Raw genomic sequence first — 24556 nt, 5'->3', positions numbered from 1 at the left:
CGTAGAGGTTTTATTGATGAATTCCCTGCACTCCATTCTCGCCCGCCGCGACTGGGAAAACCCCGGTGTAACGCAATGGCATCGTTTACCCGCCCACGCCCCGATGTTCAGCTGGCGTGATGCCGAACAGGCACAAGACGATATGCCTTCCGCTTCTCGCCTGTGTCTCAACGGTGAATGGCGTTTTAACTTCTTCCACGCGCCGGAAGCCGTGCCGGATGACTGGCTTGAACGCGATTTAGCCGATGCGGTGGCGATGCCGGTGCCGTCTAACTGGCAGATGCAGGGTTATGACATCCCGATTTACACCAACGTCACTTATCCCATCGCCGTCACGCCGCCACACGTGCCTACGGAAAACCCGACCGGCTGTTACTCCCGCGATTTTGAGGTGCCAGAAAGCTGGCTGAAAGAAGGGCCGACACGGATTGTGCTCGATGGCGTGAATTCCGCGTTTTATCTGTGGTGCAACGGGCAGTGGATGGGCTATTCGCAGGACAGCCGCCTGCCAGCGGAATTCGATCTTAGCGACGTGCTGGTGCCCGGAAATAATCGCCTGACGGTGCTGGTGTTGCGCTGGTGCGACGGCAGCTATCTGGAAGATCAGGATATGTGGCGAATGAGCGGGATTTTCCGTGATGTGTCGTTGCTGCACAAACCCGCCACTCGCATCGCCGATTACCATCTCACGACCGATTTGAATGAAGATTTCACCCGTGGTGTGCTGAACCTGAATGTCACGTTCGAAGGTGAAGCGTTTGCTGAAACGGAAGTGGAAGCCGTGCTGTGGTGCGAAGGGGTTGCAGTTGGGCGGCAGCGCCAAAAACCGGGGAGTGACATTGTCGATGAACGGGGAAACTGGGCTGAACGGCTGCATCTGGCGATCCCGGTGGAAAAGCCGGATCTGTGGAGCGCAGAAATCCCCACGCTTTATCGCCTGACGATCACTCTGTTTGACGCCAGCGGAAAGCCGCTGGAAACCGAAGCCTGTGACGTCGGCTTCCGTAAAGTGGCGATCGTAAATGGCCTGCTGACGCTCAATGGTCAACCACTGCTGATCCGGGGCGTGAACCGTCATGAACATCATCCACAAACAGGACAAGCAGTGGATGAAGCCACCATGCGGCAAGATATTTTGCTGATGAAGCAGAACAACTTTAACGCCGTACGCTGCTCGCATTACCCTAACCATCCGCTGTGGTATCGGCTGTGTGATCGCTATGGTTTATACGTGGTCGACGAAGCCAATATCGAAACCCACGGCATGGTGCCAATGAGTCGTCTGGCGGACGATCCCCGCTGGCTGCCAGCGATGAGCGAGCGCGTGGCCCGAATGGTGAGTCGTGACCGTAATCATCCATCGATCATTATCTGGTCGCTGGGGAATGAATCCGGGCACGGCGCGAACCACGATGCGCTGTATCGCTGGCTGAAAACCACCGATCCTACGCGTCCGGTTCAGTACGAAGGCGGCGGGGCTAATACCGCCGCGACGGACATTGTTTGCCCGATGTATGCGCGGGTCGATCAGGATCAGCCGTTCCCGGCGGTGCCGAAATGGTCGCTGAAAAAATGGATCGGTCTGCCAAATGAATCGCGTCCACTTATCCTTTGCGAATATGCGCATGCGATGGGGAACAGCTTTGGTGGTTTCGCTAATTACTGGCAGGCGTTCCGCGAATTTCCGCGATTGCAGGGCGGTTTCGTCTGGGATTGGGTCGATCAGGCGCTGTGTAAAACCGATGCCGAAGGCAATACTTTCTGGGCTTATGGCGGTGATTTCGGTGATACGCCTAACGATCGTCAGTTCTGCATGAATGGCCTGGTGTTCCCTGACCGTACGCCGCACCCGGCGTTGTTCGAAGCCAAACGCGCGCAGCAGTTTTTCCAGTTTCGTCTGCATTCCGTTTCCCCATTGAGGGTGGAGGTTCGTAGTGAATATCTGTTCCGTCGCAGCGATAACGAGCGTTTGCGCTGGTGGCTGGCACGCGACGGCGAAACCATTGCTGAGGGCGAGTGCGTTCTGACTCTTGCCCCGCAGGGCGTTCAGTTGCTGGAGCTGGCGAATGAGGCACTGCCAGCAGGCGCGGGGGAACTCTGGCTGAACGTTGAAGTGTGGCAGAACGACGCCACGGCGTGGTCCGACGCAAATCATCTTTGCGCCTGGGATCAGTGGCCATTACCGACGCCGCTTGCCATTCCGGTGTTGACCGTCGCTGGCGTTACACCGCAGTTGGCTGAAAACGCAGAGACTTTTACCGTCACTCATGGCAATCAGCGCTGGCAGTTCAGTCGTGAGAGCGGGAATTTAAGCCAGTGGTGGCGCGATGAAAAGCCCGCGTTATTGTCGCCGGTTGTCGATAACTTCACTCGTGCGCCGCTGGATAACGACATTGGTGTCAGCGAAGCCACACGTATCGATCCAAACGCCTGGGTTGAACGCTGGAAGGCGGCGGGGATGTACGCCATGAATGCCCGATTGTTGCACTGTGAAGCGAAAGAAAGGGGCGACGAGGTGGTGATTGTGACCCGCCATGTCTGGGAGCACGAGACGAAAGCGTTATTTATTTCCGATAAGCGCTGGCGTATTGATGGTCACGGCGAGTTGCATGCCGAGATCGACATCACCGTTGCGGCGGATATTCCCGAACCTGCGCGAATTGGCCTGAGCTGCCAGTTGGCAGAGACCGCAACACATGCGTCGTGGCTGGGTCTTGGTCCCCATGAAAACTATCCGGATCGCAAACTTTCTGCTCGCCACGGACGCTGGACACTGCCGCTTAACGAGCTGCATACGCCTTACATTTTCCCGACAGAGAACGGGCTGCGCTGTGATACGCACGAACTCCGTTATGCGGATAATTGCTGGCAAGGCGAGTTCCATTTCGGCCTTAGCCGCTATAGCCAGCAGCAGTTGCAGGAGACAAGTCATCAGCATCTGTTACGTGAGGAACCGGGCTGCTGGCTGAATCTGGATGCGTTTCATATGGGCGTCGGCGGCGATGACTCCTGGAGCCCGAGCGTATCGCCAGAATTCCTGCTGCCTTCACGGCGCCTGCGTTATGCGTTCAGTTGGCGTCGCGACTAAACTTATCAACGCCGGATGCGGTCAGAACCGCTGACCGCGCCGTTCACTTCGGAGGTTATCTCATGAAGTATGTTGATGGTTTTGTCGTTGCCGTGCCTGCGGACAAAAAGGAGGAATATCTGGCGTTGGCGGCAAAGGCGGCACCGCTCTTTAAAGAGTTCGGGGCCACCCGCGTGGTGGAATGTTGGGCAGACGATGTGCCAGACGGCAAGCTGACTGACTTTCGCATGGCGGTAAAAGCAGAAGACAATGAAGAAGTGGTTTTCAGCTGGATTGAATATCCGTCGAAAGAGGTTCGGGATGCGGCCAACGCGAAGATGATGGCCGATCCACGGATGAAAGAGATGGGCGAAAGCATGCCATTTGATGGCAAAAGGATGATTTACGGCGGCTTCGCACCGATCCTAAACGAGTAAACGAATACGGCTGTGCGGCGTGCCGCCAGCCGTTTTACACCGCGTCAGACTGATGCAGATTGCTTTCCGCCCAGAGGACAAACTCTGCTCTTGGCAATGCCTTACTGAATAACCAACCCTGACCAAACTGCACGCCATGCTGCACCAGCCACTCTCGCTGGAATTCGGTTTCAACCCCTTCGGCGACAATCGCTAATTGCAGAGACTTGGCCATTTCGATGATGTGCGGCGTGACATTTTTAAATTCCAGCGCATCCACGAATGATTTGTCGATTTTGATGATGTCGACATCCAGATTTTGCAGATAACTCAGGCTGGAATAGCCGGTGCCAAAATCGTCGATGTACAGCGCGTAACCCGCTTGTCGAAACTGGCTCAGGGCGCTGCTGCTGTTTTTCAAATCGATAAAACTGCGCTCAGTCAGTTCAAGCGCCACCTGCGAGGGCTGTACGCCCCACTTATTAAGCTGTTGCGCCAACAGCGCAGGCAGTTTGGGGGAGAGAAGGTCTTGCGGATCGAGGTTGATCGAGACATGCAGATCCCGATGCAGTTTCAGCCACGGCCCCAAATCTTCAAAGACTTTTTCCACGATCAAACCCGTGAGGCGGGTGATAAGCCCGGTTTGCTCAGCCAGCGGCACAAAAATGTCAGGCGATAAAAAGGTGCCATCCGGCTGACGCCAGCGCGCCAGCGCTTCTGCGCCAACGATTTTCCCGGATCGTAATGACACAATGGGCTGATAGTAAACGTCGAGACTGCGGGCGTTGATGGCGTCCAGCATGCGTTGATAAGGCGATTGTGACTCACGCACCAGTTTTATGATCAGCAACGAACCGAGCAGGCTTATGATCACCCCAAGCGGCAACCAGATGAGCAACTGCTGGTGCCAACGTGCGGTGAGCGGCGTCGTGGGGGCCCAGACTACCTGTGAAATACCGACATCCGGATAGTCGCGCAAATTATAGAGAATGCCGTTACGTAAGAAGGTGTTGTTCCCGTTATGGCGCACCTGTCGCAAAAGCTGTAAATCGAAAGGAGCGCTTTGAGCGATGATGCCTCCGCTGCGGGTGCCAATCAGGGCTACGTTGATTATCCAGGATGAAAAAGGCGTGACGTCGACGAACGAACCGGGATCGAGCATCACCATGTGATGCTCACTCGCCAGCGCCACCATGTAATGATGGATCCCCAGATCGTTGTTGTTGGTCAGCCAGACGCGGTAACCGTCCACGGTGTGACGATCGGTAGGCGGAAATTGCATCTCAGTACTTTTACTTTCCAGCGACGAACAGCGTGGTTTCAGGTCGTCCAGCCATAAGACTTCTTGCACATCGCGGTGGGTGTAGGAGGCGCGGCGCATCGCCTGCAGATGGGCCTCGCTACAAGATTCACCCTTGAAGGCATCGATTTCTTTAAGGGTCGATTTGGCCTGAGAAACCACCTGTTGGGTACGCATAATGACGCGTTCGCCATAGTGGTTAAGATCGCGCGTAAACTCTTTTTCGGCCTGATAATGTGCGAGCCAGACGCTGAGTGTGATAGGTAATAAGACAGAGAGGATCAGCACGGCCACGACCAGAACGACCATTTTTTTATTTGTCACGGTCCTGCTTCCCTTATCCAGCGTGGAAATCGTCATATTACGCCAATTATATGCAATGATAAGGTTAACTGTCTTTTTTCAAAGGAATAATCAGGGACACGCCGATGAAGAAAAATGAGTTCGTCACGCAGGATCTGCTCAGTAAAATTTATCAGCAGGGCGATGGCGGCCCACGCAAACTTCCTCCTGAGCGACAACTAGCGGAAGAATACGGCGTTTCGCGATTTACCGTCCGACAGGCGCTGGAAAAACTGGCGAGTATCGGTGTCGTCAGAATTGTCCAGGGATCGGGCTGCTGGATTAATGAACAGGCGCGGAACAATCCTCTGGTCTACAACTCGATAACCGAAAAGCGTTTCGATCAGATGCGTTACCGGATGATTAGCCTGCATAAAAAACGCCCGAATCGCGAGGAGCAACAGATATTCGGGCTAACGGATGATGACTTTATCTGGCAGTTTTGCCGTCTGCGCTATGTGGACGACAATCCCGTGCAAATCGAGGTGTCACGCATGCCTTCGGCGGCATTCGCTGACCTTAGCCAGCAGGTTATCGAGCGATCATTACAGCAATATGTCCTGCAAAAGGGTTTTGAGATTTCGCACATGCTCACGACCTACCGGGCGGTCACTATCAGCCGTGAACAGGCCGAATTATTGGGCTGCAAAAAGGGGAGTCCGGCGATGCACATCAACAACCGTGGCATTTTAGCGGGCGGGCAGGTGTATGAAATCAGTGACATTATTGACATCAACTACACCTGCACTTACGTTATTCCCCACAACCGCGACAATCTTGCTTTCCGTCAGCAACCCGGCTGACTATGGCGTGTGAAGGGTGCCGTCCGGTAACCGGCTTTGCGTCCATTCGTGCGGGCGATAGACCACCGGATGCTGAGTTGCCAATTCCTCATTGAAGCCAACCCCAATGCCGACCGCCTGTGGCGGATAGATGTATCCCGCCTTCACTTCTGGCGCGCCAGGGAAGACTGCATCTGTGGTGGCGGAACGAGGAATAAACTCCTGAATTGCCGCGTTGTGCAGATGAATATTGAGATGGGTGTTCACCGCTACGCCAATCGGGGTCATGTCGCCGGGGCCGTGCCAGGCCAGACGTACACCAAACGCCTGACACAGTACCGCTAATTTCAGTGCCGGTGTGATGCCTCCGATTTGCGACACGTGGCAGCGAATAAAATCTATCTGACGATTAACGATTAAGTCGTGCCATTCCGCCGGATTGTTAAACAGCTCGCCAAGCGCCAGTGGCACGCTGCTTTGCTGGCGAATTTGCGTCAGCCACGGGGTCTGCTGCGGCGGCAAAATGTCTTCGATGAAATAGGGCTGATACGGTTCCAGTTGTTTCGCCAGTTGCACCGCTTGCTGCGGGAACAAACGTTCATGCACGTCATGCAGAATGTGGAAACGGTGGCCGTAGCGTTCACGCAGCGCGCGGAACATCTCCACCGTATTGCGCATGTACTGATCCTGATCGAACCACGCGCCAACCGAAGGGTTTTCCGGCGCATGCAAGTCGGTTGGCGTGCCGCCATAGAAACCAAGCTGGCAACGAATGTGGCGATACCCTTTTTCCAGGAGCGCATCCACCGCGCGGTACAGTTCTTCGAGTGTTTCGCCGCTAGCGTGGGTATACGCGGCAATCGCGTCGCGAGATTTACCGCCGAATAACTGATACAGCGGCATGTTTGCCAGTTTCGCTTTGATATCCCATAGCGCCATATCGATGCCTGCGATGGCGTTGTTCATCGCCGGGCCGTTACGCCAGTAAGCGTTGACGTTCATCATCTGCCAGAGATCTTCAATATGATTGGCATCGCGGCCCATTAGCAGCGGACGAAGATATTCATCGACGAGGGTTTTGACCGCCAGTGGGCGCTGCTGAAATGTGGCGCAGCCAAGGCCGATAATGCCTTTGTCGGTGGTTACGCGTACCGTCACCAGATTATGGCGATCCGGGCGGGTGATGAAGCAGTCTATTGCGGTAATAAACGTCGGTTCCACGGAAAAAGGCTCCCTGTTTAAGACGGAAAAGAAGACGATTGATGATTTATCTTCGCTCTATTTTTGGCATGCGGTAAACCCTTTTTTTGAATAAATATTTTGGTCTGAAATTGGTGGTTAATTGAATTAAAAACCAGACCAATTATTACTATGTGGCAGATTGATGGCTTTTGTTATTGAGAAGTGTGAGAGGCTTCAAGTTTTATTGGTTTGTTTTGTATGCCGGGCTTTATTACCATCCGGATAACCAAAACAAGAAGAGTCGCAGGAGTCACTATGGGGACGCGAGACGCCATCGCCCGGATCATCCAACTGGTGGGTGGACAAGGTAATATCAATAAAGTCTGGCACTGCATGACCCGCTTACGCTTTGATTTGATTGATGATAGCAAAATTGAACAAGTCGAAATCAGAAAGCTGCCCGGCGTGCTGGGTGCGCAATTACAAAGCGATCAGTTCCAGATAATCATTGGGCCGAAGGTCAACGGCTGGTATGAGCAAATGCAGGAAGCGCTCGGTCAGCGTGACGAGTCGACTGCGGTAAACAGCAAAGGGCGTAAAAGCCTGGTGTCGCTGTTTATGGATACCGTGTCCGGCGTGTTTGGTCCCATTGTGCCGGCGATTGCCGGGGCAGGGATGATCAAAGGATTGCTGGCCGGTTTAATCGCGCTGAATGTGGTGTCGACCAAAAGCGACACAGTGATGATTATCGACCTGATCGCCAGTGGCGTGTTCTATTTCCTGCCTTTTTTCCTTGCGGTATCTGCGGCAAAAATCTTTAAAACCAATGAGTATCTGGCAGCTGCGGTGGCGGCCTGTCTGATGTATCCAACGTTAATCGAGGCCGCGAAAGCGCTGGCGACACATCAGCCTGATGCCGCTTCCGCGCTGTGGCTGATGAACGCTATTCCGGTTCCAGTGTTTAACTATGCTTCCAGCGTTATTCCGGTGATTTTCTCGGTACTGGCGCTGAAATATATCCACAAATGGGTCGACAGCTTCATGCCCGACGTGCTGAAAACGGTGTTCACCCCAACGCTGACGCTGTTTATTGGCGCACTGGCGGCGCTGGTGGTGATCGGCCCGATTGGTATTTGGTTGGGCAAAGCGCTGGCGTATGGCATTGAAGGGTTGTTCGGTGTATCGGCGAGTTTTGCAGGACTTGTGGTCGGCGCGATCCGTCCTGTGGCGATCCTCACCGGGATGCATCATGCAATGACCCCGATTGCGCTGCAAAATTTCAGCGATCGCGGTTACGACATGCTGATGCCGATGATGTTTATGGCAAACATGGCGATTGCCGGAGCAACCTTTGCTATCTGGCGTCTGAGCAAAGACCGACAAGAACGCACAGTGACGCTGTCGGCGGCGGTTTCGGCCTTATTGGGGATCACAGAACCGGCGCTGTTTGGCGTACTGACGCGCTATAAGAAAGCGTTTATTGCGGCGACGATTGCCAGTTCCCTGGCCTCGGCATTCATCGCTTTCTTTGGCGTGCGCCTGTATGGCTACATTCTGTCGAGTATCTTCAGTTTGCCTGCGTACATCGGCCCGTACTTTGTGTTTGCGCTGTCAGGTGTGGCGATGGCGTTAGTGTTGTCGTTTACGCTAACCACTTTTTTAGTGGGGCGTGAACAGCGTTAACGCTGTGATGCTGTAACGAGAAGGGCGACGATGGTCGCCTTTTTTATTGCGTGAAAAATAACCATGAACGGTACAGGGTTGATATTGATCCAACCTCGGTGTATCTTGTTGTTATGTTATAATATAACAATTGAGGTTCATCATGAAAACCAATATCCACCCGCATTACCGCACCGTGGTGTTCCATGACACCAGCGCCAACGAATATTTCAAAGTCGGCTCGACTATTCAAACCGAACGGGAAATTGAGCTGGAAGGGGAAAACTTCTCGTATATCCCGCTGGATGTGTCGTCCAAATCGCATCCGTTCTATACCGGGAAGCAAAAAACGTATTCGAACGAAGGCAGTATGGCGCGCTTCCGCCAGCGCTTCGGCGGTTTTATTGACGCGAAACGGAGCTAACGATGCAGGTTCTGAATTCACTCAAAAGCGCGAAACAGCGCCACGCGGATTGCCAGATAGTGAAACGTAAAGGGCGGCTGTACGTCATTTGCAAAACAAACCCCCGCTTTAAAGCCGTGCAGGGGCGTAAGAAAAGACGTTAATTTTTTGGCTGTCGCCAACTTTCCAGGGACGTCCGCTGCTTGCCGTCGGTATCAAAATTATCGGCGGCAAGCCATTTCTGCATTGCCTTGTCTACTTCCGGCCACTCCTGGTCGATGATTGAAAACCAGTGTGTGTCACGATTATGACCTTTAATCACTAACGCCTGACGAAAACACCCTTCGTACTGAAAGCCCATGCGTAGCGCCGCGCGGCGAGAAGGCTCATTGTGGCTATTGCATTTCCATTCGTAGCGACGATACCCAAGCGTATCGAACGCGTAGCGCATCAGCAGCCACTGCGCTTCGGTAGCCATTGCCGTGCGGCTTAACAATGGTGAAAAATGCACATGCCCCACTTCGATCACGCCGTTTTTACTGTCGATGCGCATCAGTGCCAGCGTACCCACCGGTTGCCCGCTCTGTTTGTCGATAACGGTAAAATGGATAGGATCCTGTAGCGCCACGATGCTTTTCACCCACGCGGTGTAACTCTCCACATCGTTATCCGGTTCACGCAAAAGCCACGTCCAGGCGCGAGTATCTTCTGCCAACTGATAAGCAGCAAACAGCGCTCCGGCGTGTTTTTCATTAAGTGGTTCAAGACGGCACAGGCGGCCCTCAAGCGTTTCGCGACGTGGATGCGGGCGCGGTTGCCAGTCCGGAAGGGCATCGCCAACCGGCTGACCAAACTGATTATTCTGACTCATACTGACTCTCCTTTATGAACATGCAACCGCAGAATAAGGATTTGATGGTTCCCTAAAAAGAACCACTGGCGTATCTTCTGGTGGTACCACAAGGAGAGGCGATGAATATTCCTGACGATGCATTTTATGGGTTGCTGGCGCGGGCTGTGCAACAACGCGACGGCGAGACATTACAGCGCACGCTTTATCACGCGCTACGTAACGCGATTCTGAACGGGCAATTACAGCCGCAGAGCCGCTTGCCTGGGTCGCGAACTATCGCGCAGCAACTGCTGTTATCGCGTAACACCATCAATGCCGCGCTGGATCAACTGGCAACAGAAGGCTATCTGCTGCGTGATCGGTTGGGATCGCAAGTGGCGACGCTCCCGCATTCCTCGATCGCAGAAACACACGCTCCGCTCGCGTTTTCTCTGCCGCTACATCTGGGCGAACTGCCGCCAGCCACGCGTCGCGATTCGCCCGTATTGGCTTTTACACCGGGTACGCCTGCGGTAAACTATTTCCCACTGCCGCTGTGGCGACGCTTGCTGGATCGCGTCTTGCGGGAAGAGGGCAGCGCATTGTTGGGTTACGGTGATTCTGCGGGGGAGGAATCATTACGCAGAGCGATCGCTCGTCATCTGGCGATTTCGCGCGGGATTGATTGCGATGCCAGTCAGGTGGTGATCACCGAAGGCGCGCGTGAAGGGATGAATCTCTGCACCCAGTTACTCAGTGAAAGAGGGCAGTTAGCGTGGCTGGAAGATCCCGGCTACTTTGGCGCCCGGAGTGCGTTTATCTCTGCGGGATTGACGCTCCAGGGATTACCCGTCGATGATGAAGGCATGTATTTCCCCGCATCGCCCACCTCGACGCCACGTCTTATTTTTACGTCCCCTTCGCATCAGTATCCGCTTGGTAATCTGATGAGCGCCGCCCGGCGTTTAGCCTGGCTGGAATTCGCGCGCTCGCATGATGCGTGGATTATTGAAGACGATTACGACAGTGAGTTTCGCTATAGCGGGGAACCTATCCCGGCGATGTTAGGCATGGTGCCGAACGCGCCAGTCGTTTACCTCGGTACATTCAGTAAAACACTGTTCCCGTCGCTGCGTATCGGTTTCATGGTAATGCCCAAAGCATTGGCGAAAGCGGTACAGCCAGCGATTCATTCCCTGCTGCGCGGCGGGCATCGTGCAGAGCAGCGCGCGTTGGCGCATTTCATTGAAGAGGGGCATTACGCGCGACATTTGGCGTCGATGCGTCGTTTATACCGCAAACGACAGGCTCAGCTGCGAGCGGCTTTACAGCAGGAGTTGACGCTGCCTCACAGCATTTCAGCCGGGGAAGGGGGAATGCATATCACGGTGAAAATAGCGGGTATCGATGACGGAAAAGTAGTGGATCTGGCGCGTCAGTGCCAGTTGGCTCCGGCGGCGTTAAGCCATTTTTACCTTGACCCTTCTCAGGGCGAAACCGGTCTGGTACTGGGGTACGGAAATACTTCTGCTTCCCGGTTTATCGCCGGGATACGAACGCTTAATCGGCTTATTGTGCAGACTCGGCGCGAGCAAGCGTGAAGATATCATAGAACGACAGCTCGCCTTTGGTTGCCACCATTTTTTGCAGCTGGCTTTTCTGCGGCTCCGCAACGCGGGGCGATTGCAGGATAGTGTCGATTAACCCGTTCGGCACAAAACGGGTGTTGTACCATTCCCCGTTGTAGCAGACGCGAAAATCGAGGACATCGATATCCTCGTAGCGATAGCGCGGTGCGACATCGAAAAAGAAAAAGCCGTTAAGTACGATGAACAGGACGACCAAAAGCCATTGGGAATCTGCCAGCGTTTCGGAACGGTACATCACGACCCACGTCGCGAAGAAGCCCAGATACATGGCGAAAACGAGACCTGGGAAGCGGCGAATAAAACTGATGCTAAAGCGCGGACGGTTGTCGCGCTTTTCTACGCTGTTCAACTCGTCAATGGTGCGGGTAAGCAGTCGCTGTATTTCGGTCATCTGCGCCTTCTGTTATGCCTGAATCGGGTGATGTTCTATTTTATGTTGCGTCCGTGCAGGCGAAAAGTAACAGTTTGGCTACAGAAAAGCATAACAGTCATGCGAGCATTTTGATTATCTTCGCCGGATTGCCGCCAACAACAGCATTGGCTGGAACATCTTTCACCACCACCGCGCCTGAAGCGATGACCACGTTATCGCCAATTGTCACGCCGGGATTAATGATGGCGCGCCCACCAATCCACACGCTATTACCAATTGTCACGGGTTTGCCGTATTCCGCGCCGCTATTGCGTGCTTCGGCATCAAGTGGGTGTGTTGCGGTATAGATATGGACGCCGGGTGCCAGCATGCAGTTGTCGCCAATATGAATGGGGCAACCGTCGAGCATCACGCAGTCGAAATTAGCGTAGAAATTTTTGCCGAGGAAGATGTTGTATCCGTAATCACAGCGGAATGTGGGCTCAATATACGCATCTTCGGCGCGACCGAGCAGTTCGCCCAGCAAGCGGGTGCGCAGGGGCTTCTCCTCGGGGGAGGAGTGATTGTAGCTATGCAGCAGTGTTCTGGCGCGTAAACGGTCGGCTCGGAGGGTCGTATCACCCGGACGATAAAGCTCTCCGGCGATCATTTTGCGTTTTTCTTCACTCATGTGGTTCTCCTTTTAGCGAGAGAATCACAATATACGAGTGTGAAATCAGTTGGGAACGTTCCCTGTCTCAGTGTGTGATAAGTATCACATTGTAATCTGTACTGTTGTCAGTAAAGAAGGCGAAGGGGGGAAGAACCAGAATTCAGTAATGATTAACGTATAAATTTCCACACAGACGATGGGATCTTATCGTAAAGCTTATTCATCGTCAGTTCGGCCAGACGATGATCCGCTGCTGAGTAAAAAACAGCCAGTTCATTATCTGAAAGTTCATATTTATTTTTTTCAATAACACGTTCTAATGTATCCAGCGTCTGACAACGTCGTAGTCGCATCAAATAATCAGTTTTTGTTAAAGGGTTATCTGACATAACTTCACCTTTTTGTTTGTAATAATCTCAACAAGAGAGACTGACAGGGTTCGTCCGGCTTAGCGTGACGAAGCAGCGGAAGAGTCTGTTTCCAGACTTGCGCCATTTCTGCAGATCTTCTGCGTTAATGCCATAGTTACTGAACAACATAAAAGTATCGTCCAGATATTCATCAATTTGCGCGATCAATTTATTGTCTTCGTTATACTTAATTTTGTAATTAAGTGCGAAGGTAGCAATATGTTCGATCAGTTCATTGAGTTGAAGATTGAGTTCAGACGTGGGGTCATTGACCCAGCCTGATCGGTTTTCTTCAAGGTTAGCGAGACAGTCATGATACAACGTTTCACAGAGAAATTTAAGCTGTACGAGATCATGTCTTTTTGGCGAGTATTCGTCCATAACGCATCCCCTTATGATATACCAACAAACACCGTGTGGGATGGATACAACTGTCTGACCCGGAACATACGCAGTGAACCTGATGCAGTAACTATAATCTACTCTGAAAAAGATTTCACCGCGCTATTACGAAAAATTACAATTACCTTTAATAAGTTCAGCAGTGTACCGACATCCAAACATTCAAAAGCCTGCGTTTTAATATAACTCTGGTTAAATAAGCAGAGACAGGCTTACTTTTCATTAGGTTATGTTGACAGAATCTTCAGCAGTACAAAAATGACTTTCGTATGGGTCTGGTAAACTAAGACTAGTCTTAAGTGGCTGTCTTACTAAAGACGGGAACCATCGCATATTGCCTTCGGAAAATGCCGCAATATTAAGATTATATCCCTGAGTTTTGTCCGAGAAAAATAAACTGATGTGCAATAGATGCGATTAATTTTTAGGGGCAAAAAAGAAGGGCCGCTAATGCGACCCTTTTCGTTACTACGTAAGACTAATTAATGACGTTCTACCGGATGCGAATGTTCGACATCTTCCGTCTTCTTACTGAAACGGCGACGAACGACCACGAAGAACACCGGAACGAAGAAGATAGCCAGAACGGTCGCGGTGACCATCCCGCCCATTACGCCCGTACCTACGGCGTTCTGCGCACCGGAGCCAGCACCGGTACTGATAACCAGCGGCATTACCCCGAGGATAAACGCCAGAGAAGTCATCAGAATCGGACGCAGACGCATACGGACGGCTTCCAGCGTGGATTCAATCAGGCCTTTGCCTTCTTTCTCCATCAGGTCTTTGGCGAATTCCACGATAAGTATCGCGTTCTTCGCCGACAAGCCAATGGTTGTCAGCAGGCCCACCTGGAAGTACACGTCATTGGTCAGGCCGCGTAAGGTCGCAGCTAACAATGCGCCCACAACCCCCAGCGGAACCACCAGCATGACCGAGAACGGAATCGACCAGCTCTCATACAACGCCGCCAGACACAAGAACACCACAATCAGTGAAATCGCGTACAGGGCAGGGGCCTGGTTACCGGACAGACGTTCCTGATAGGACATACCGGTCCAGTCGTAGCCCACACCGGTCGGCAGTTTGCTCGCCAAATCTTCCATCAGCAGCATCGCTTCACCGGTACTCTTACCCGGTGCAGCCTGTCCAAGGATTTCCATCGATGGTAGACCGTTGTAACGCTCCAGACGCGGTGAACCGTATTCCCAACGCGAAGTGGAGAAGGCGGAGAACGGCACCATTTGCCCGTTACTGCCACGAACATACCAGTTGCCAATATCATCCGGCAGCATGCGGTATTTCGCTTCAGACATTAGATAAACTTTCTTAACGCGTCCACGGTCAACGAAGTCGTTAACGTAGCTCCCGCCCCAGGCCGCACCCAGCGTGGTGTTAATGTCGCTAATCGACACGCCCAGCGCTTGTGCTTTTTCCTGATCGATATCGACCTTAAACTGCGGGGTATCTTCCAGGCCGTTAGGACGCACGCCGACCAGCATGTCAGGATGTTTTGCGATTTCGCCAAACAACTGGTTACGCGCCTGAGTCAGTTTTTCGTGGCCGAGGCCCGCCTGGTCAATCAACTGGAAGTCGAAGCCGGTAGCCGTACCCAGTTCAACGATCGCAGGCAGGTTGAAGGCGAACACCATCGCATCTTTAATCTGCGAGAAGCGTCCCATCGCACGACCGGTAATGGCTTCAACTTTGTTCTCATCACCTGGACGCTCGCTCCAGTCTTTCAGAGAAACGAACGCAATACCGGTGTTCTGACCACGACCGGCGAAGCCGAAGCCGTTAACCGCAAAAACAGACTCAACGTTAGCTTTCTCTTTGTTGAGGTAATAATCGGTCACCTCATCAAGCACTTTCTGCGTACGTTCTTGCGTCGCACCTGCTGGTAACTGCGCCATGGTCAGGAAAACGCCCTGGTCTTCATCGGGCAAGAAGGAACTTGGCAGACGAACAAACAGGTAAGCCATGCCCACCACGATGATGATATAGAGCAGCAGATAACGACCGGTGCTGCGCAGAATATTGCCTACGCTGTCGGTGTAATGATGCGTGCTCTTATCGAACATGCGGTTAAACCAGCCGAAGAAGCCTTTATGCTCGCCGTGGCCGCCTTTCTGAATCGGCTTCAGCATGGTGGCACAAAGCGCAGGCGTCAGGATCAACGCCACGAGAACCGACAGCGCCATCGCCGAAACGATAGTGATGGAGAACTGGCGATAAATCGCACCCGTCGAACCGCCAAAGAAGGCCATCGGAATGAATACCGCTGACAGCACCATCGCGATACCGACCAACGCGCCCTGGATCTGGCCCATTGATTTACGGGTCGCTTCTTTCGGCGGTAACCCTTCCTCGGCCATCACACGCTCGACGTTTTCGACCACCACGATGGCATCATCCACCAGCAAGCCGATGGCGAGCACCATCCCGAACATCGTCAGGGTGTTTATCGAGTAGCCGAAGGCGGAAAGCACAGCAAAAGTACCCAACAATACGACCGGTACGGCGATGGTTGGGATCAGTGTCGCGCGGAAGTTCTGCAAGAACAGATACATCACGAGGAACACGAGGATGATCGCTTCAACCAGCGTTTTCACCACTTCATGAATCGAGATTTTCACGAACGGGGTGGTGTCGTATGGGTAAACAATTTTCATCCCTGACGGGAAGAACGGTTCCATACGTTTCAGTTCAGCACGGATCGCATCGGCGGTATTCAGCGCGTTCGCACCGGTCGCCAGTTTGATCCCCAGACCCGATGCAGGCTGACCGTTGAACTTGGCGATAACGTCATAGTTCTCACCGCCGAGTTCGACTTTCGCTACATCACGCAGGCGAACCTGCGAACCGTCCGGGTTCACTTTCAGCAGGATTTTGCTGAACTCGTCGACGCTGGTCAGACGGGTCTGCGCCACAATCGAGGCGTTCAACTGCTGGCCTTTCACGGGTGGCGTGCCGCCTAACTGACCGGCTGCCACCTGGGCGTTTTGTGCTTTCAGTGCGCTGATTACATCTACTGGCGTCAACTGGAAGTTATTCAGTTTGTTCGGGTCCATCCAGATACGCATCGCGTACTGAGAACCAAACAGTTGAACGTCACCGACGCCGGAAGTACGGCTGATCGGGTCTTTCATGTTGGCAGCAACGTAGTCGGAGATATCGTCCTGAGTCATAGTGCCGTTGGTGTTGATAACACCGACAACCATCAGGAAGCTGCTGGACGCTTTCTCCACGCTCACACCCTGCTGCTGAACTTCCTGCGGCAGAAGCGGCATCGCCAGCTGCAGTTTGTTCTGCACCTGAACCTGCGCGATATCGGGATCAGTACCGGATTCGAAGGTCAGGGTAATGGTTGCTGTACCCGTGGAGTCACCGTTTGAAGACATGTACATCAGGTGATCGATACCGTTCATGTTCTGTTCGATAACCTGGGTCACGGTGTTCTGCACGGTCTCAGCATCCGCTCCCGGATACACGGCCGTGATGGCAATCGCAGGCGGCGCAATCGTTGGATATTGCGCTATCGGCAATTTGAGGATCGCAAGTCCCCCAGCCAGCATGATAATGATGGCGATCACCCATGCGAATATGGGGCGATCGATAAAGAAATTAGGCATGTCTTAACGTCTCCTGTTTAAGTTAAGACTTAGGCTGTTCTGACGCGGCATTACCTGCCGTTTGTTGCTCTTTGTCAGAAGTGACTTCCTGCGCTTTTACCTGAGCGCCCGGTCTGACTTTTTGCAAACCGGTAATGATGACGCGATCGCCATCTTTCAGACCTTTGGTCACAAGCCATTTGTCGCCAATCGCTTGAGCCGCAGTGATCTGACGAACTTCGACTTTATCGCCTTCACCGACCACCATCGCACTGGCATCGCCACGTGGCGTACGGGTCACGCCTTGTTGTGGAACCAGCAGGGCGGTAGGGTTGATCCCTTCTTCCAGCTTCGCGCGCACGAACATGCCTGGCAGCAGAGTGTGGTCAGGGTTAGGGAACACCGCGCGCAGCGTGATGGAGCCTGTGGTCTGATCAACAGTGACGTCGGAGAATTCCAGAGTACCGCTCTGCGAATAAGTGATACCGTCCTGAGTCACAAGATCAACTTTGGCTTTACCGTCGACCTGTTTCAGGGAGCCGCTAGCCAATTCTTGTTTCAGACGCAGGAAATCGTTGCTGGACTGGGTCACGTCAACGTAAATCGGATCAAGCTGCTGAACGGTTGCCAGCGCATCGGCCTGACCGGTCTGCACCAGAGCACCTTCCGTTACGGAAGATTTGCCGATACGGCCACTGATAGGTGAGGTGACTTTGGTGTAAGCCAGGTTGATACGCGCTGTTTCAACGGCTGCTTTTGCTGCCAGAACGGAAGCGCTGGCTTGCTGAGCATCCGCAAGCGCGGTGTCGTAATCCTGTTTACTGATGTACTGCGTGCCCACCAGTTTCTGGTAACGGCTGACCGTCACCTGCGCGATTTTGGCGGCAGCTTGTGCTTTAGCCAGATCGCCTTTCGCACTGTCGTACGCGGCCTGATAGGTTGCGGGATCAATCTGATACAGGGACACCCCTGCCTGAATTTCACCACCTTCCGTAAAGTTGCGTTTCAGGATAATGCCACCCACCTGAGGACGAACTTCTGCGATACGGAAAGCACTGGTGCGACCAGGGAGTTCGGTTGTGATTTGAAGAGGTTCAGATTTGAGCGTTACTACACCAACTTCTGGCGTCTGCGCCGCTCCCTGTTGAGCCTTTTTATCATCACATCCTGTAAGCGCTAAGCTGCCTGAAAGCATCAGAACGACCGCCAGAGGCGTTAACCCTCTGTTTTTGTTCATATGTAAACCTCGAGTGTCCGATTTCAAATTGATCAATGGATCAAATGTCCACAAACCCATTGCTGCTTTATATTATGGTCGTGCTATGGTACATACATTCATAAATGTATGTAAATCTAACCTGTGTAAATTCACCAACCTATGGCACGAAAAACCAAACAACAAGCACTGGAAACGCGGCAACAGATTCTTGATGTTGCACTGCGCTTGTTTTCTCAACGGGGCGTATCATCCACCTCGTTGGCCGAGATTGCAAAAGCGGCTGGTGTGACTCGTGGAGCAATCTACTGGCATTTCAAGAACAAATCAGATTTATTTAGCGAAATCTGGCAGATCTCGGAGTCCAGTATCAGCAGTCTTGAGTCTGAGTATCGGGCAAAATTCCCTGACGATCCACTCTCTATTCTTAGGGAGATTCTAGTCTATATTCTTGAAGCGACAGTGGTCGATGAGCGTCGGCGTTTAATGCTGGAAATTATCTACCATAAATGTGAATTTGTTGGCGAAATGGCCGTCGTCCAGAGGGCGCAACACGATCTCTGCCTTGAAAGTTATGACCGGGTAGAAGAGGCATTAAGAGAATGTATTCGTGCCGGGCAATTACCCGCGGATTTATTGACCCGTCGTGCGGCGATTGTGATGAGAAGTTATGTGTCGGGCATTGTTGAGAATTGGCTGTTTTCGCCTGACACCTTTGATCTTAAAAATGAAGCCAGAGACTTCGCGGCCATTCTGCTCGAAATGTACCAGTTTTGCCCAACGCTTCGAGGCACCCAGGCAATGTGACGGTCAGTAAAACAGACTGAGAAATTTCCTAACGCCGACTGCTATTCGGCGAAGAGCAGAAATGCTATGCTTCGCCGGCAATTGCCCCCGGCGTTTCCGGCCCTGAACTCATTCATGCTGACACTATGCTGCACACTACTTTCTGGCGGAAATCATTCTCCGCGCTCATTGTTTCGTTAGTTCTTCTCTTTGCCGCCACGGGCCTTAGCCACGCGCGCGAGCAAAGCAGCAACGATCTTCCCGATCGTGCCGATGTGCAAAAACAGCTCAACGCGCTGACCAAGAAAAAAGATCTCACGGCGCAGGATAAACTCGTCGAACAAGATCTGTCGGACACCCTGCAACTGCTCGATAAAATCGAGCGCTTAAAGGACGAAACGGCGCAGCTTAAACAGCAGATTGATCAGGCTCCGGCGAAAATGCGTCAGGCGGCTGATAACCTCAGCGCATTGGGTGATGCGGACAATGACGACGAAACGCGTAAGACGCTGAATCAGCTCTCTATGCGCCAGCTGGAATCGCGGGTGAGTGACTTGCTCGACCAGCTACAAGCCGCGCAAAACGATCTCGCCACCTACAATAGCCAACTGGTGTCACTGCAAACGCAGCCCGAGCGCGTGCAAAATGCGATGTACAACGCGTCCCAGCAGCTTCAGCAAATTCGAAATCGCCTGAACGGCACCACGATAGGTGAAGATGCCCTGCGTCCGACACAGCAAACCATGCTGCTGGTGCAACAGGCGTTGCTGAATGCCGAACTTGAACAACAGCGTAAAAGCCTCGCCGGGAATACCGTGTTGCAGGATACGTTGCAGAAACAGCGTGATTACGTCACCGCCAACAGTAATCGCCTGCAACATCAGCTCCAGCTGTTGCAGGAAGCGGTGAACAGCAAACGTCTGACGCTGACCGAGAAAACCGCACAAGAAGCCGTTTCGCCAGATGATGCCGCGCGTATTCAGGCTAATCCGTTGGTGAAACAAGAGCTGGATGTTAATCATCAGCTCAGTGAACGGCTGATAAAAGCCACCGAAAGTGGCAACCAGCTGGTGCAGCAAAATATCCGCGTGAAAACCTGGCTCGACCGGGCGCTGCAATCCGAACGCAATATCAAAGAACAAATCTCGATGCTCAAAGGCAGCCTGTTGCTGTCGCGCATTCTTTACCAGGAACAGCAGACCTTACCGTCAGCCGATGAGCTGGAAGACATGACCAACCGCATCGCGGATCTGCGTCTTGAACAATTTGAAGTGAACCAGCAGCGCGATGCCCTGTTCCAGAGCGACGATTATGTGGCGAAACTGGAAGAGGGCCACAACGCTGATGTGAACGCCGACGTGACCGACGCCTTGACCCAGGTGGTCGATATGCGCCGCGAACTGCTGGACCAAATGAACAAACAGTTGGGCAACCAACTGATGATGGCTATCAACCTGCAGGTCAACCAGCAGCAGTTGATGAGCGTGTCAAAAAGTCTGCGTTCTATCCTCACGCAGCAGATTTTCTGGGTGAACAGCAACAAACCAATGGACTGGGACTGGGTGAAGTCGTTCCCTTCGGCGTTGAAAGAACAGTTTGGCAAAATGAAACTCACCGTAAACTGGGAGAAAGCCTGGCCTGCGGTGTTTATCGCGTTCCTGGCAGGGCTACCGCTGCTGCTGATTGCCGGGCTGGTTCGCTGGCGTTTGAAATGGCTGCGCAATTACCAGCAAAAATTGGGTTCGGAAGTCGGTCAATTGCGCAATGACAGCCAGTTGCATACGCCGAAAGCGATCCTCATTGATATGGTGCGGGCGTTGCCGGTGGTGATGCTGATCCTCGCCGCTGGGCTTATCCTGCTCACAATGCAGCTTAATGTCAGTGAACTGCTGTGGGCATTCAGTAAAAAACTGGCGCTGTTCTGGCTGATATTTGGTGTGTGCTGGAAAGTGCTGGAGAAAAACGGCGTCGCGGTCACGCACTTCAACATGCCGCCACAGTTGACCAGCCATTGGCGTCGACAGATTGTCCGTCTTAGCCTGGCACTGTTGCCGCTGCATTTCTGGTCGGTGGAAGCCGAACTCACGCCGCTGCATTTAATGGACGATGTGCTGGGTCAGTTCGCCATTTTCCTCAATTTACTGCTGATAACCGTGCTGGTCTGGCCGATGTGCCGCGACAGTTGGCGCGACAAAGAATCGCATAGCCTGCGTTTGCTGACGATAACCACGCTGGCGATTGTACCCGTGGCGCTGATGGTGCTCACGGCGACAGGTTATTTCTATACCACGCTGCGCCTGGCTGGACGCTGGATTGAAACGGTCTACCTGGTCATTCTGTGGAACCTGATTTACCAGACGGTGCTGCGCGGCCTGAGCGTTGCGGCTCGCCGTATCGCCTATCGTCGTGCGCTTGCACGTCGTCAGCATCTGGTGAAAGAGGGCGCGGAAGGCGCAGAGCCACTGGAAGAACCGACCATCGCGCTGGAAGATGTTAACCAACAAACGTTGCGTATCACTATGCTGGTGATGGTGGCGGCGTTTGGCGTAATGTTCTGGGCCATCTGGTCCGATTTAATTACCGTCTTTGCTTATCTCGATAGCATCACTTTGTGGCACTACAACGCGACCGAAGCCGGTGCCGAAGTGATGCGTAACGTAACGCTCGGCAGTCTGTTGTTTGCGCTGATTGCATTTGCGGTGGCCTGGGCGCTCATTCGAAACTTACCGGGGTTGCTGGAAGTTCTGGTGCTCTCGCGCCTGAACATGCGTCAGGGCGCGTCCTATGCCATCACGACGATCCTTAACTACGTCATTATCGGCGCAGGGGCGATGACCGTCTTCGGTTCGCTTGGCGTATCGTGGGATAAATTGCAGTGGCTCGCGGCGGCATTGTCGGTCGGCCTGGGCTTCGGCTTACAGGAAATTTTCGGTAACTTCGTTTCTGGCCTGATTATCCTGTTCGAGCGCCCGGTGCGCATCGGCGATACGGTGACTATTGGCACGTTCTCCGGGTCGGTCAGCAAGATCCGTATCCGTGCGACCACCATTACCGACTTTGACCGTAAAGAAGTGATCATCCCGAACAAAGCGTTCGTGACCGAGCGTCTGATCAACTGGTCACTCAGCGATACCATCACTCGCGTGGTGATTAGCCTCGGCGTGGCGTATGGTTCGGATCTGGATAAGGTCAAAGCAGTGTTGCTGCAAGCGGCGATGGAACACCCGAAAGTCATGCACGAGCCGGAACCGTCGGTGTTCTTCACCACCTTTGGCCCGAGCACGCTGAACCATGAGCTGCGTCTGTATGTGCGTGAACTGCGCGACCGCAGTTACACCGTGGATGAGTTGAACCGTACCATCGACCGACTGTGTCGTGAGAACGGAATTAATATCGCCTTTAACCAACTGGAAGTGCACCTGCGTAATGAAAAGGGTGACGAAGTGCGGGAAGTGAAGCGCGAAGTGAAAGGCGACGATCCGACGCCATCCGGCATTTAATTCAGGCTTAAGCCCTCTCTCTTTCCGGGAGAGGGTCGCAGGTCAGTTCTGCGACTTTTCGCTAATCTTCCGCTCAAAATCTTTCTTCACGATTTCCAGCGCGCTCAGCACGGTTTCCGGCGCGATGGCGTGTTCTTCCAGCAGCATAATCAAATCCACCGCCAGTTTGACATCGTCCGGGGCATTCTCCAGCGACATAGCTTCTCCTGTTAGCGCATCATGCGCGCCAGTACGTTTTCGATATTCTCCAGCGCGCCGCGACAGCGTGCCAGACGTGCGCTAAAAGCCTCCACTTCCCGGGAAAGCCGTTGCTGGTCAGCAAGGGTTGTGGCCTCGGCGAGTTGTTGGCGACGCAGTTGCGTCATCTCCAGCAGGCGGCGTTCATACTCCTGATGTTTGAGTCTCTTACGCTGCCAGCGTGTGAGGGCAGGCGAACCGTTATCCCACCCACGCAATGACCAGGCCGCACTTTCGCGGGCGATGGCTTCAAGCTGCGCCACTAAATGTTCCGCCAGCCACTGCACCTGTTCAAACTGCTGCTTTTCGACGACCTGATGCAGCGCCTTAAGATTTCCTCGCGCCTCTTCCACGCAGGCCTGCAAAAATGAACTCCGGGTGCGAAAAAGCTGGCGATCGAAGCGTGCGCCAAGCGTGGCATGAAACGCCATCGGGGCCACGTCGGCTTCAAGCCGCGCAAGCTGTGCGTCCAGCGATTGCAGTAACAGGTCAGTTTTCATTTATTTCTCCCTCGTAAGGACGGTGGCCTGTGCTACATTTGCCGTTCATTTTGACTAATTTTCTCTCTATGAAACGGACTATTCTAAACATCATTGGCTGGCTGGCGGTAGTGTTAGGCACCTTGGGTGTGTTTTTACCCCTCTTGCCGACAACGCCGTTTATTTTATTGGCGGCCTGGTGCTTCGCGCGGTCGTCGCCGCGTTTTCACGACTGGTTGCTGTATCGCTCCTGGTTTGGCGGCTACCTGCGCCATTGGCAGCAATATAAAGCGATGCCACCAGGCGCGAAATCACGTGCAATTGTGGTGACGCTCGTCACCTTCGCCATTTCACTTTGGCTGGTGAAGATAATCTGGGTGCGTTTTTTGCTGCTGGCGATCCTCGCCTTCCTGCTGATTTTCCTTTGGCGCATTCCGGTGGTTGATGCAAAACAACAAAAATAATAATGCTGGTAATGGTTATTGCATTTATGCGTGACTGCCAGTACATTCTGGCGTTTTCGAGCATGGGCCACATGGGTTAAAAGTTAAACAACTGTAACTTTTAGCGCAAACAAGGCGCCTTGTGAGTAACACCGTCTTAATCAGGCATACACCTATGACCGCAACAGCACAGCAGCTTGAATTTCTGAAAAACAGCATCAAAAGCATCCAGGACTATCCGAAACCTGGCATTCTTTTCCGCGATGTCACCAGTTTGCTGGAAGACCCGAAAGCCTACGCGCTCAGCATCGAACTGCTGACCGAGCGTTTTAAAGACATGGGTATCACCAAAGTGGTGGGAACCGAGGCGCGTGGCTTCCTGTTTGGTGCTCCGGTGGCGCTGGCGCTGGGCGTAGGTTTTGTGCCGGTGCGTAAGCCGCGCAAACTGCCGCGTGAAACGATCGCTGAAAGCTATGAGCTGGAATACGGCACCGATCAGCTGGAAATCCACATCGATGCGATCCAGCCGGGTGATAAAGTGCTGGTAGTGGACGATCTGCTGGCCACTGGCGGCACCATCGAAGCGACCGTGAAACTGATCCGCCGTCTGGGTGGTGAAGTCACCGACGCCGCGTTCATCATCAATCTGTTCGATATCGGCGGCGAGCAGCGCCTCGAAAAGCAGGGCATCAACTGCTACAGCCTGGTGCCATTCCCGGGCCACTGATCAAATCCCCACATAGCCTCGCCGTATTCGCGAGGCTATGTTAGCATTACCCTCCTGTATTTCACCTTCCAGCGTTGCAGAGCCTGCC

22 protein-coding genes are annotated in these 24556 nt (G+C 53.2%); 11 read left to right on the top strand and 11 right to left on the bottom strand.

The window, feature by feature from the left end:
• The first annotated feature begins 16 nt into the window (after positions 1-16).
• Entirely contained in the window at positions 17-3088 is a 3072-nt protein-coding gene (locus VH187_RS17075; protein ID WP_329702654.1) for a beta-galactosidase, read from the top strand.
• 62 nt (positions 3089-3150) lie between these two features.
• On the top strand, positions 3151-3504 hold the full coding sequence (locus tag VH187_RS17070; protein ID WP_329702653.1) for a DUF1428 domain-containing protein: 354 nt from the start codon (positions 3151-3153) through the stop codon (positions 3502-3504).
• Between the two features lie 34 nt (positions 3505-3538).
• Here VH187_RS17070 and VH187_RS17065 read toward each other — a convergent pair whose 3' ends face one another.
• Positions 3539-5107, bottom strand: a complete 1569-nt coding sequence (locus VH187_RS17065; protein WP_329702652.1) for an EAL domain-containing protein — start codon at positions 5105-5107, stop codon at positions 3539-3541.
• 104 nt (positions 5108-5211) lie between these two features.
• Between VH187_RS17065 and VH187_RS17060 the strand changes: the two genes are divergently transcribed.
• Positions 5212-5928 (top strand): GntR family transcriptional regulator, encoded by a 717-nt coding sequence (locus VH187_RS17060; protein ID WP_329702651.1) that lies wholly within the window; start codon positions 5212-5214, stop codon positions 5926-5928.
• Here VH187_RS17060 and VH187_RS17055 read toward each other — a convergent pair whose 3' ends face one another.
• On the bottom strand, positions 5929-7128 hold the full coding sequence (locus tag VH187_RS17055) for an enolase C-terminal domain-like protein (protein WP_329702650.1): 1200 nt from the start codon (positions 7126-7128) through the stop codon (positions 5929-5931).
• A gap of 276 nt (positions 7129-7404) precedes the next feature.
• Between VH187_RS17055 and VH187_RS17050 the strand changes: the two genes are divergently transcribed.
• The 3 genes from VH187_RS17050 (at position 7405) to ykgO (ending at position 9318) form a co-directional block, all read left to right on the top strand.
• Positions 7405-8772, top strand: a complete 1368-nt coding sequence (locus VH187_RS17050) for a PTS transporter subunit EIIC (RefSeq protein WP_329702649.1) — start codon at positions 7405-7407, stop codon at positions 8770-8772.
• Between the two features lie 142 nt (positions 8773-8914).
• Entirely contained in the window at positions 8915-9175 is a 261-nt protein-coding gene (locus VH187_RS17045; protein ID WP_329702648.1) for a type B 50S ribosomal protein L31, read from the top strand.
• A gap of 2 nt (positions 9176-9177) precedes the next feature.
• Positions 9178-9318 carry a type B 50S ribosomal protein L36 gene (gene ykgO, locus VH187_RS17040; protein WP_329702647.1) on the top strand — a complete coding sequence of 47 codons (141 nt, stop codon included), beginning with the start codon at positions 9178-9180 and terminating at the stop codon, positions 9316-9318.
• Here the strand turns inward: ykgO and VH187_RS17035 are convergent.
• The gene (locus tag VH187_RS17035; protein WP_329702646.1) at positions 9315-10025 is read right to left on the bottom strand and encodes a GNAT family N-acetyltransferase; all 711 of its coding nucleotides are present in this window, start codon (positions 10023-10025) and stop codon (positions 9315-9317) included. The genes ykgO and VH187_RS17035 overlap by 4 nt on opposite strands.
• 101 nt (positions 10026-10126) lie before the next feature.
• Here VH187_RS17035 and pdxR point away from each other — a divergent pair, with 101 nt between their 5' ends.
• Entirely contained in the window at positions 10127-11587 is a 1461-nt protein-coding gene (pdxR, locus tag VH187_RS17030; RefSeq protein WP_329702645.1) for a MocR-like pyridoxine biosynthesis transcription factor PdxR, read from the top strand.
• Here the strand turns inward: pdxR and VH187_RS17025 are convergent.
• The 6 genes from VH187_RS17025 to acrA all read right to left on the bottom strand — a co-directional run bounded on the left by VH187_RS17025 (position 11556) and on the right by acrA (position 18317).
• Positions 11556-12026, bottom strand: coding sequence for a YlaC family protein (locus tag VH187_RS17025; protein ID WP_329702644.1), 471 nt, complete (start codon positions 12024-12026; stop codon positions 11556-11558). The genes pdxR and VH187_RS17025 overlap by 32 nt on opposite strands.
• 97 nt (positions 12027-12123) lie before the next feature.
• Complete coding sequence (gene maa / locus VH187_RS17020; RefSeq protein WP_329702643.1) at positions 12124-12678, bottom strand: maltose O-acetyltransferase; 555 nt, start codon at positions 12676-12678, stop codon at positions 12124-12126.
• A 152-nt stretch (positions 12679-12830) separates the two neighbouring features.
• On the bottom strand, positions 12831-13049 hold the full coding sequence (locus VH187_RS17015; protein ID WP_329702642.1) for an HHA domain-containing protein: 219 nt from the start codon (positions 13047-13049) through the stop codon (positions 12831-12833).
• A 27-nt stretch (positions 13050-13076) separates the two neighbouring features.
• Positions 13077-13451, bottom strand: a complete 375-nt coding sequence (gene tomB / locus VH187_RS17010) for an Hha toxicity modulator TomB (protein ID WP_329702641.1) — start codon at positions 13449-13451, stop codon at positions 13077-13079.
• A gap of 503 nt (positions 13452-13954) precedes the next feature.
• Complete coding sequence (gene acrB, locus VH187_RS17005) at positions 13955-17101, bottom strand: multidrug efflux RND transporter permease subunit AcrB (protein WP_329702640.1); 3147 nt, start codon at positions 17099-17101, stop codon at positions 13955-13957.
• Positions 17102-17123: 22 nt separating this feature from the next.
• Positions 17124-18317: a multidrug efflux RND transporter periplasmic adaptor subunit AcrA gene (acrA, locus tag VH187_RS17000; protein ID WP_329702639.1), complete on the bottom strand. Its 1194-nt coding sequence runs from the start codon at positions 18315-18317 to the stop codon at positions 17124-17126.
• Between the two features lie 141 nt (positions 18318-18458).
• Between acrA and acrR the strand changes: the two genes are divergently transcribed.
• Positions 18459-19103: a multidrug efflux transporter transcriptional repressor AcrR gene (acrR, locus tag VH187_RS16995; RefSeq protein WP_329702638.1), complete on the top strand. Its 645-nt coding sequence runs from the start codon at positions 18459-18461 to the stop codon at positions 19101-19103.
• Positions 19104-19228: 125 nt separating this feature from the next.
• Positions 19229-22582, top strand: coding sequence for a mechanosensitive channel MscK (gene mscK, locus VH187_RS16990; RefSeq protein ID WP_329702637.1), 3354 nt, complete (start codon positions 19229-19231; stop codon positions 22580-22582).
• Between the two features lie 42 nt (positions 22583-22624).
• Here the strand turns inward: mscK and rsmS are convergent, their stop codons facing one another.
• Positions 22625-22780 (bottom strand): pleiotropic regulatory protein RsmS, encoded by a 156-nt coding sequence (gene rsmS, locus VH187_RS16985; RefSeq protein ID WP_329702636.1) that lies wholly within the window; start codon positions 22778-22780, stop codon positions 22625-22627.
• An 11-nt stretch (positions 22781-22791) separates the two neighbouring features.
• Positions 22792-23319 carry a primosomal replication protein N'' gene (priC, locus tag VH187_RS16980; RefSeq protein WP_329702635.1) on the bottom strand — a complete coding sequence of 176 codons (528 nt, stop codon included), beginning with the start codon at positions 23317-23319 and terminating at the stop codon, positions 22792-22794.
• A gap of 68 nt (positions 23320-23387) precedes the next feature.
• Here priC and VH187_RS16975 point away from each other — a divergent pair, with 68 nt between their 5' ends.
• Both VH187_RS16975 and apt read left to right on the top strand, forming a co-directional pair.
• Positions 23388-23762 carry a DUF454 family protein gene (locus tag VH187_RS16975; protein ID WP_329702634.1) on the top strand — a complete coding sequence of 125 codons (375 nt, stop codon included), beginning with the start codon at positions 23388-23390 and terminating at the stop codon, positions 23760-23762.
• Positions 23763-23916: 154 nt separating this feature from the next.
• Positions 23917-24468 (top strand): adenine phosphoribosyltransferase, encoded by a 552-nt coding sequence (gene apt / locus VH187_RS16970; protein WP_329702633.1) that lies wholly within the window; start codon positions 23917-23919, stop codon positions 24466-24468.
• Positions 24469-24556 lie beyond the last annotated feature (88 nt).

This window comes from Scandinavium sp. (assembly GCF_036271055.1).
GTDB lineage: Bacteria > Pseudomonadota > Gammaproteobacteria > Enterobacterales > Enterobacteriaceae > Scandinavium.
This window is presented reverse-complemented; position numbering and strand designations above follow the sequence as displayed.

Coding starts and splice junctions, on each gene's coding strand:
- VH187_RS17045 (WP_329702648.1), top strand. CDS start 8,915: ATGAAAACCAATATCCACCCGCATTACCGCACCGTGGTGTTCCATGAC.
- tomB (WP_329702641.1), bottom strand. CDS start 13,451: ATGGACGAATACTCGCCAAAAAGACATGATCTCGTACAGCTTAAATTT.
- VH187_RS17060 (WP_329702651.1), top strand. CDS start 5,212: ATGAAGAAAAATGAGTTCGTCACGCAGGATCTGCTCAGTAAAATTTAT.
- maa (WP_329702643.1), bottom strand. CDS start 12,678: ATGAGTGAAGAAAAACGCAAAATGATCGCCGGAGAGCTTTATCGTCCG.
- pdxR (WP_329702645.1), top strand. CDS start 10,127: ATGAATATTCCTGACGATGCATTTTATGGGTTGCTGGCGCGGGCTGTG.
- priC (WP_329702635.1), bottom strand. CDS start 23,319: ATGAAAACTGACCTGTTACTGCAATCGCTGGACGCACAGCTTGCGCGG.
- VH187_RS17050 (WP_329702649.1), top strand. CDS start 7,405: ATGGGGACGCGAGACGCCATCGCCCGGATCATCCAACTGGTGGGTGGA.
- rsmS (WP_329702636.1), bottom strand. CDS start 22,780: ATGTCGCTGGAGAATGCCCCGGACGATGTCAAACTGGCGGTGGATTTG.
- VH187_RS17035 (WP_329702646.1), bottom strand. CDS start 10,025: ATGAGTCAGAATAATCAGTTTGGTCAGCCGGTTGGCGATGCCCTTCCG.
- acrB (WP_329702640.1), bottom strand. CDS start 17,101: ATGCCTAATTTCTTTATCGATCGCCCCATATTCGCATGGGTGATCGCC.
- VH187_RS17015 (WP_329702642.1), bottom strand. CDS start 13,049: ATGTCAGATAACCCTTTAACAAAAACTGATTATTTGATGCGACTACGA.
- VH187_RS16975 (WP_329702634.1), top strand. CDS start 23,388: ATGAAACGGACTATTCTAAACATCATTGGCTGGCTGGCGGTAGTGTTA.
- acrA (WP_329702639.1), bottom strand. CDS start 18,317: ATGAACAAAAACAGAGGGTTAACGCCTCTGGCGGTCGTTCTGATGCTT.
- VH187_RS17025 (WP_329702644.1), bottom strand. CDS start 12,026: ATGACCGAAATACAGCGACTGCTTACCCGCACCATTGACGAGTTGAAC.
- ykgO (WP_329702647.1), top strand. CDS start 9,178: ATGCAGGTTCTGAATTCACTCAAAAGCGCGAAACAGCGCCACGCGGAT.
- mscK (WP_329702637.1), top strand. CDS start 19,229: ATGCTGCACACTACTTTCTGGCGGAAATCATTCTCCGCGCTCATTGTT.
- apt (WP_329702633.1), top strand. CDS start 23,917: ATGACCGCAACAGCACAGCAGCTTGAATTTCTGAAAAACAGCATCAAA.
- VH187_RS17075 (WP_329702654.1), top strand. CDS start 17: ATGAATTCCCTGCACTCCATTCTCGCCCGCCGCGACTGGGAAAACCCC.
- acrR (WP_329702638.1), top strand. CDS start 18,459: ATGGCACGAAAAACCAAACAACAAGCACTGGAAACGCGGCAACAGATT.
- VH187_RS17070 (WP_329702653.1), top strand. CDS start 3,151: ATGAAGTATGTTGATGGTTTTGTCGTTGCCGTGCCTGCGGACAAAAAG.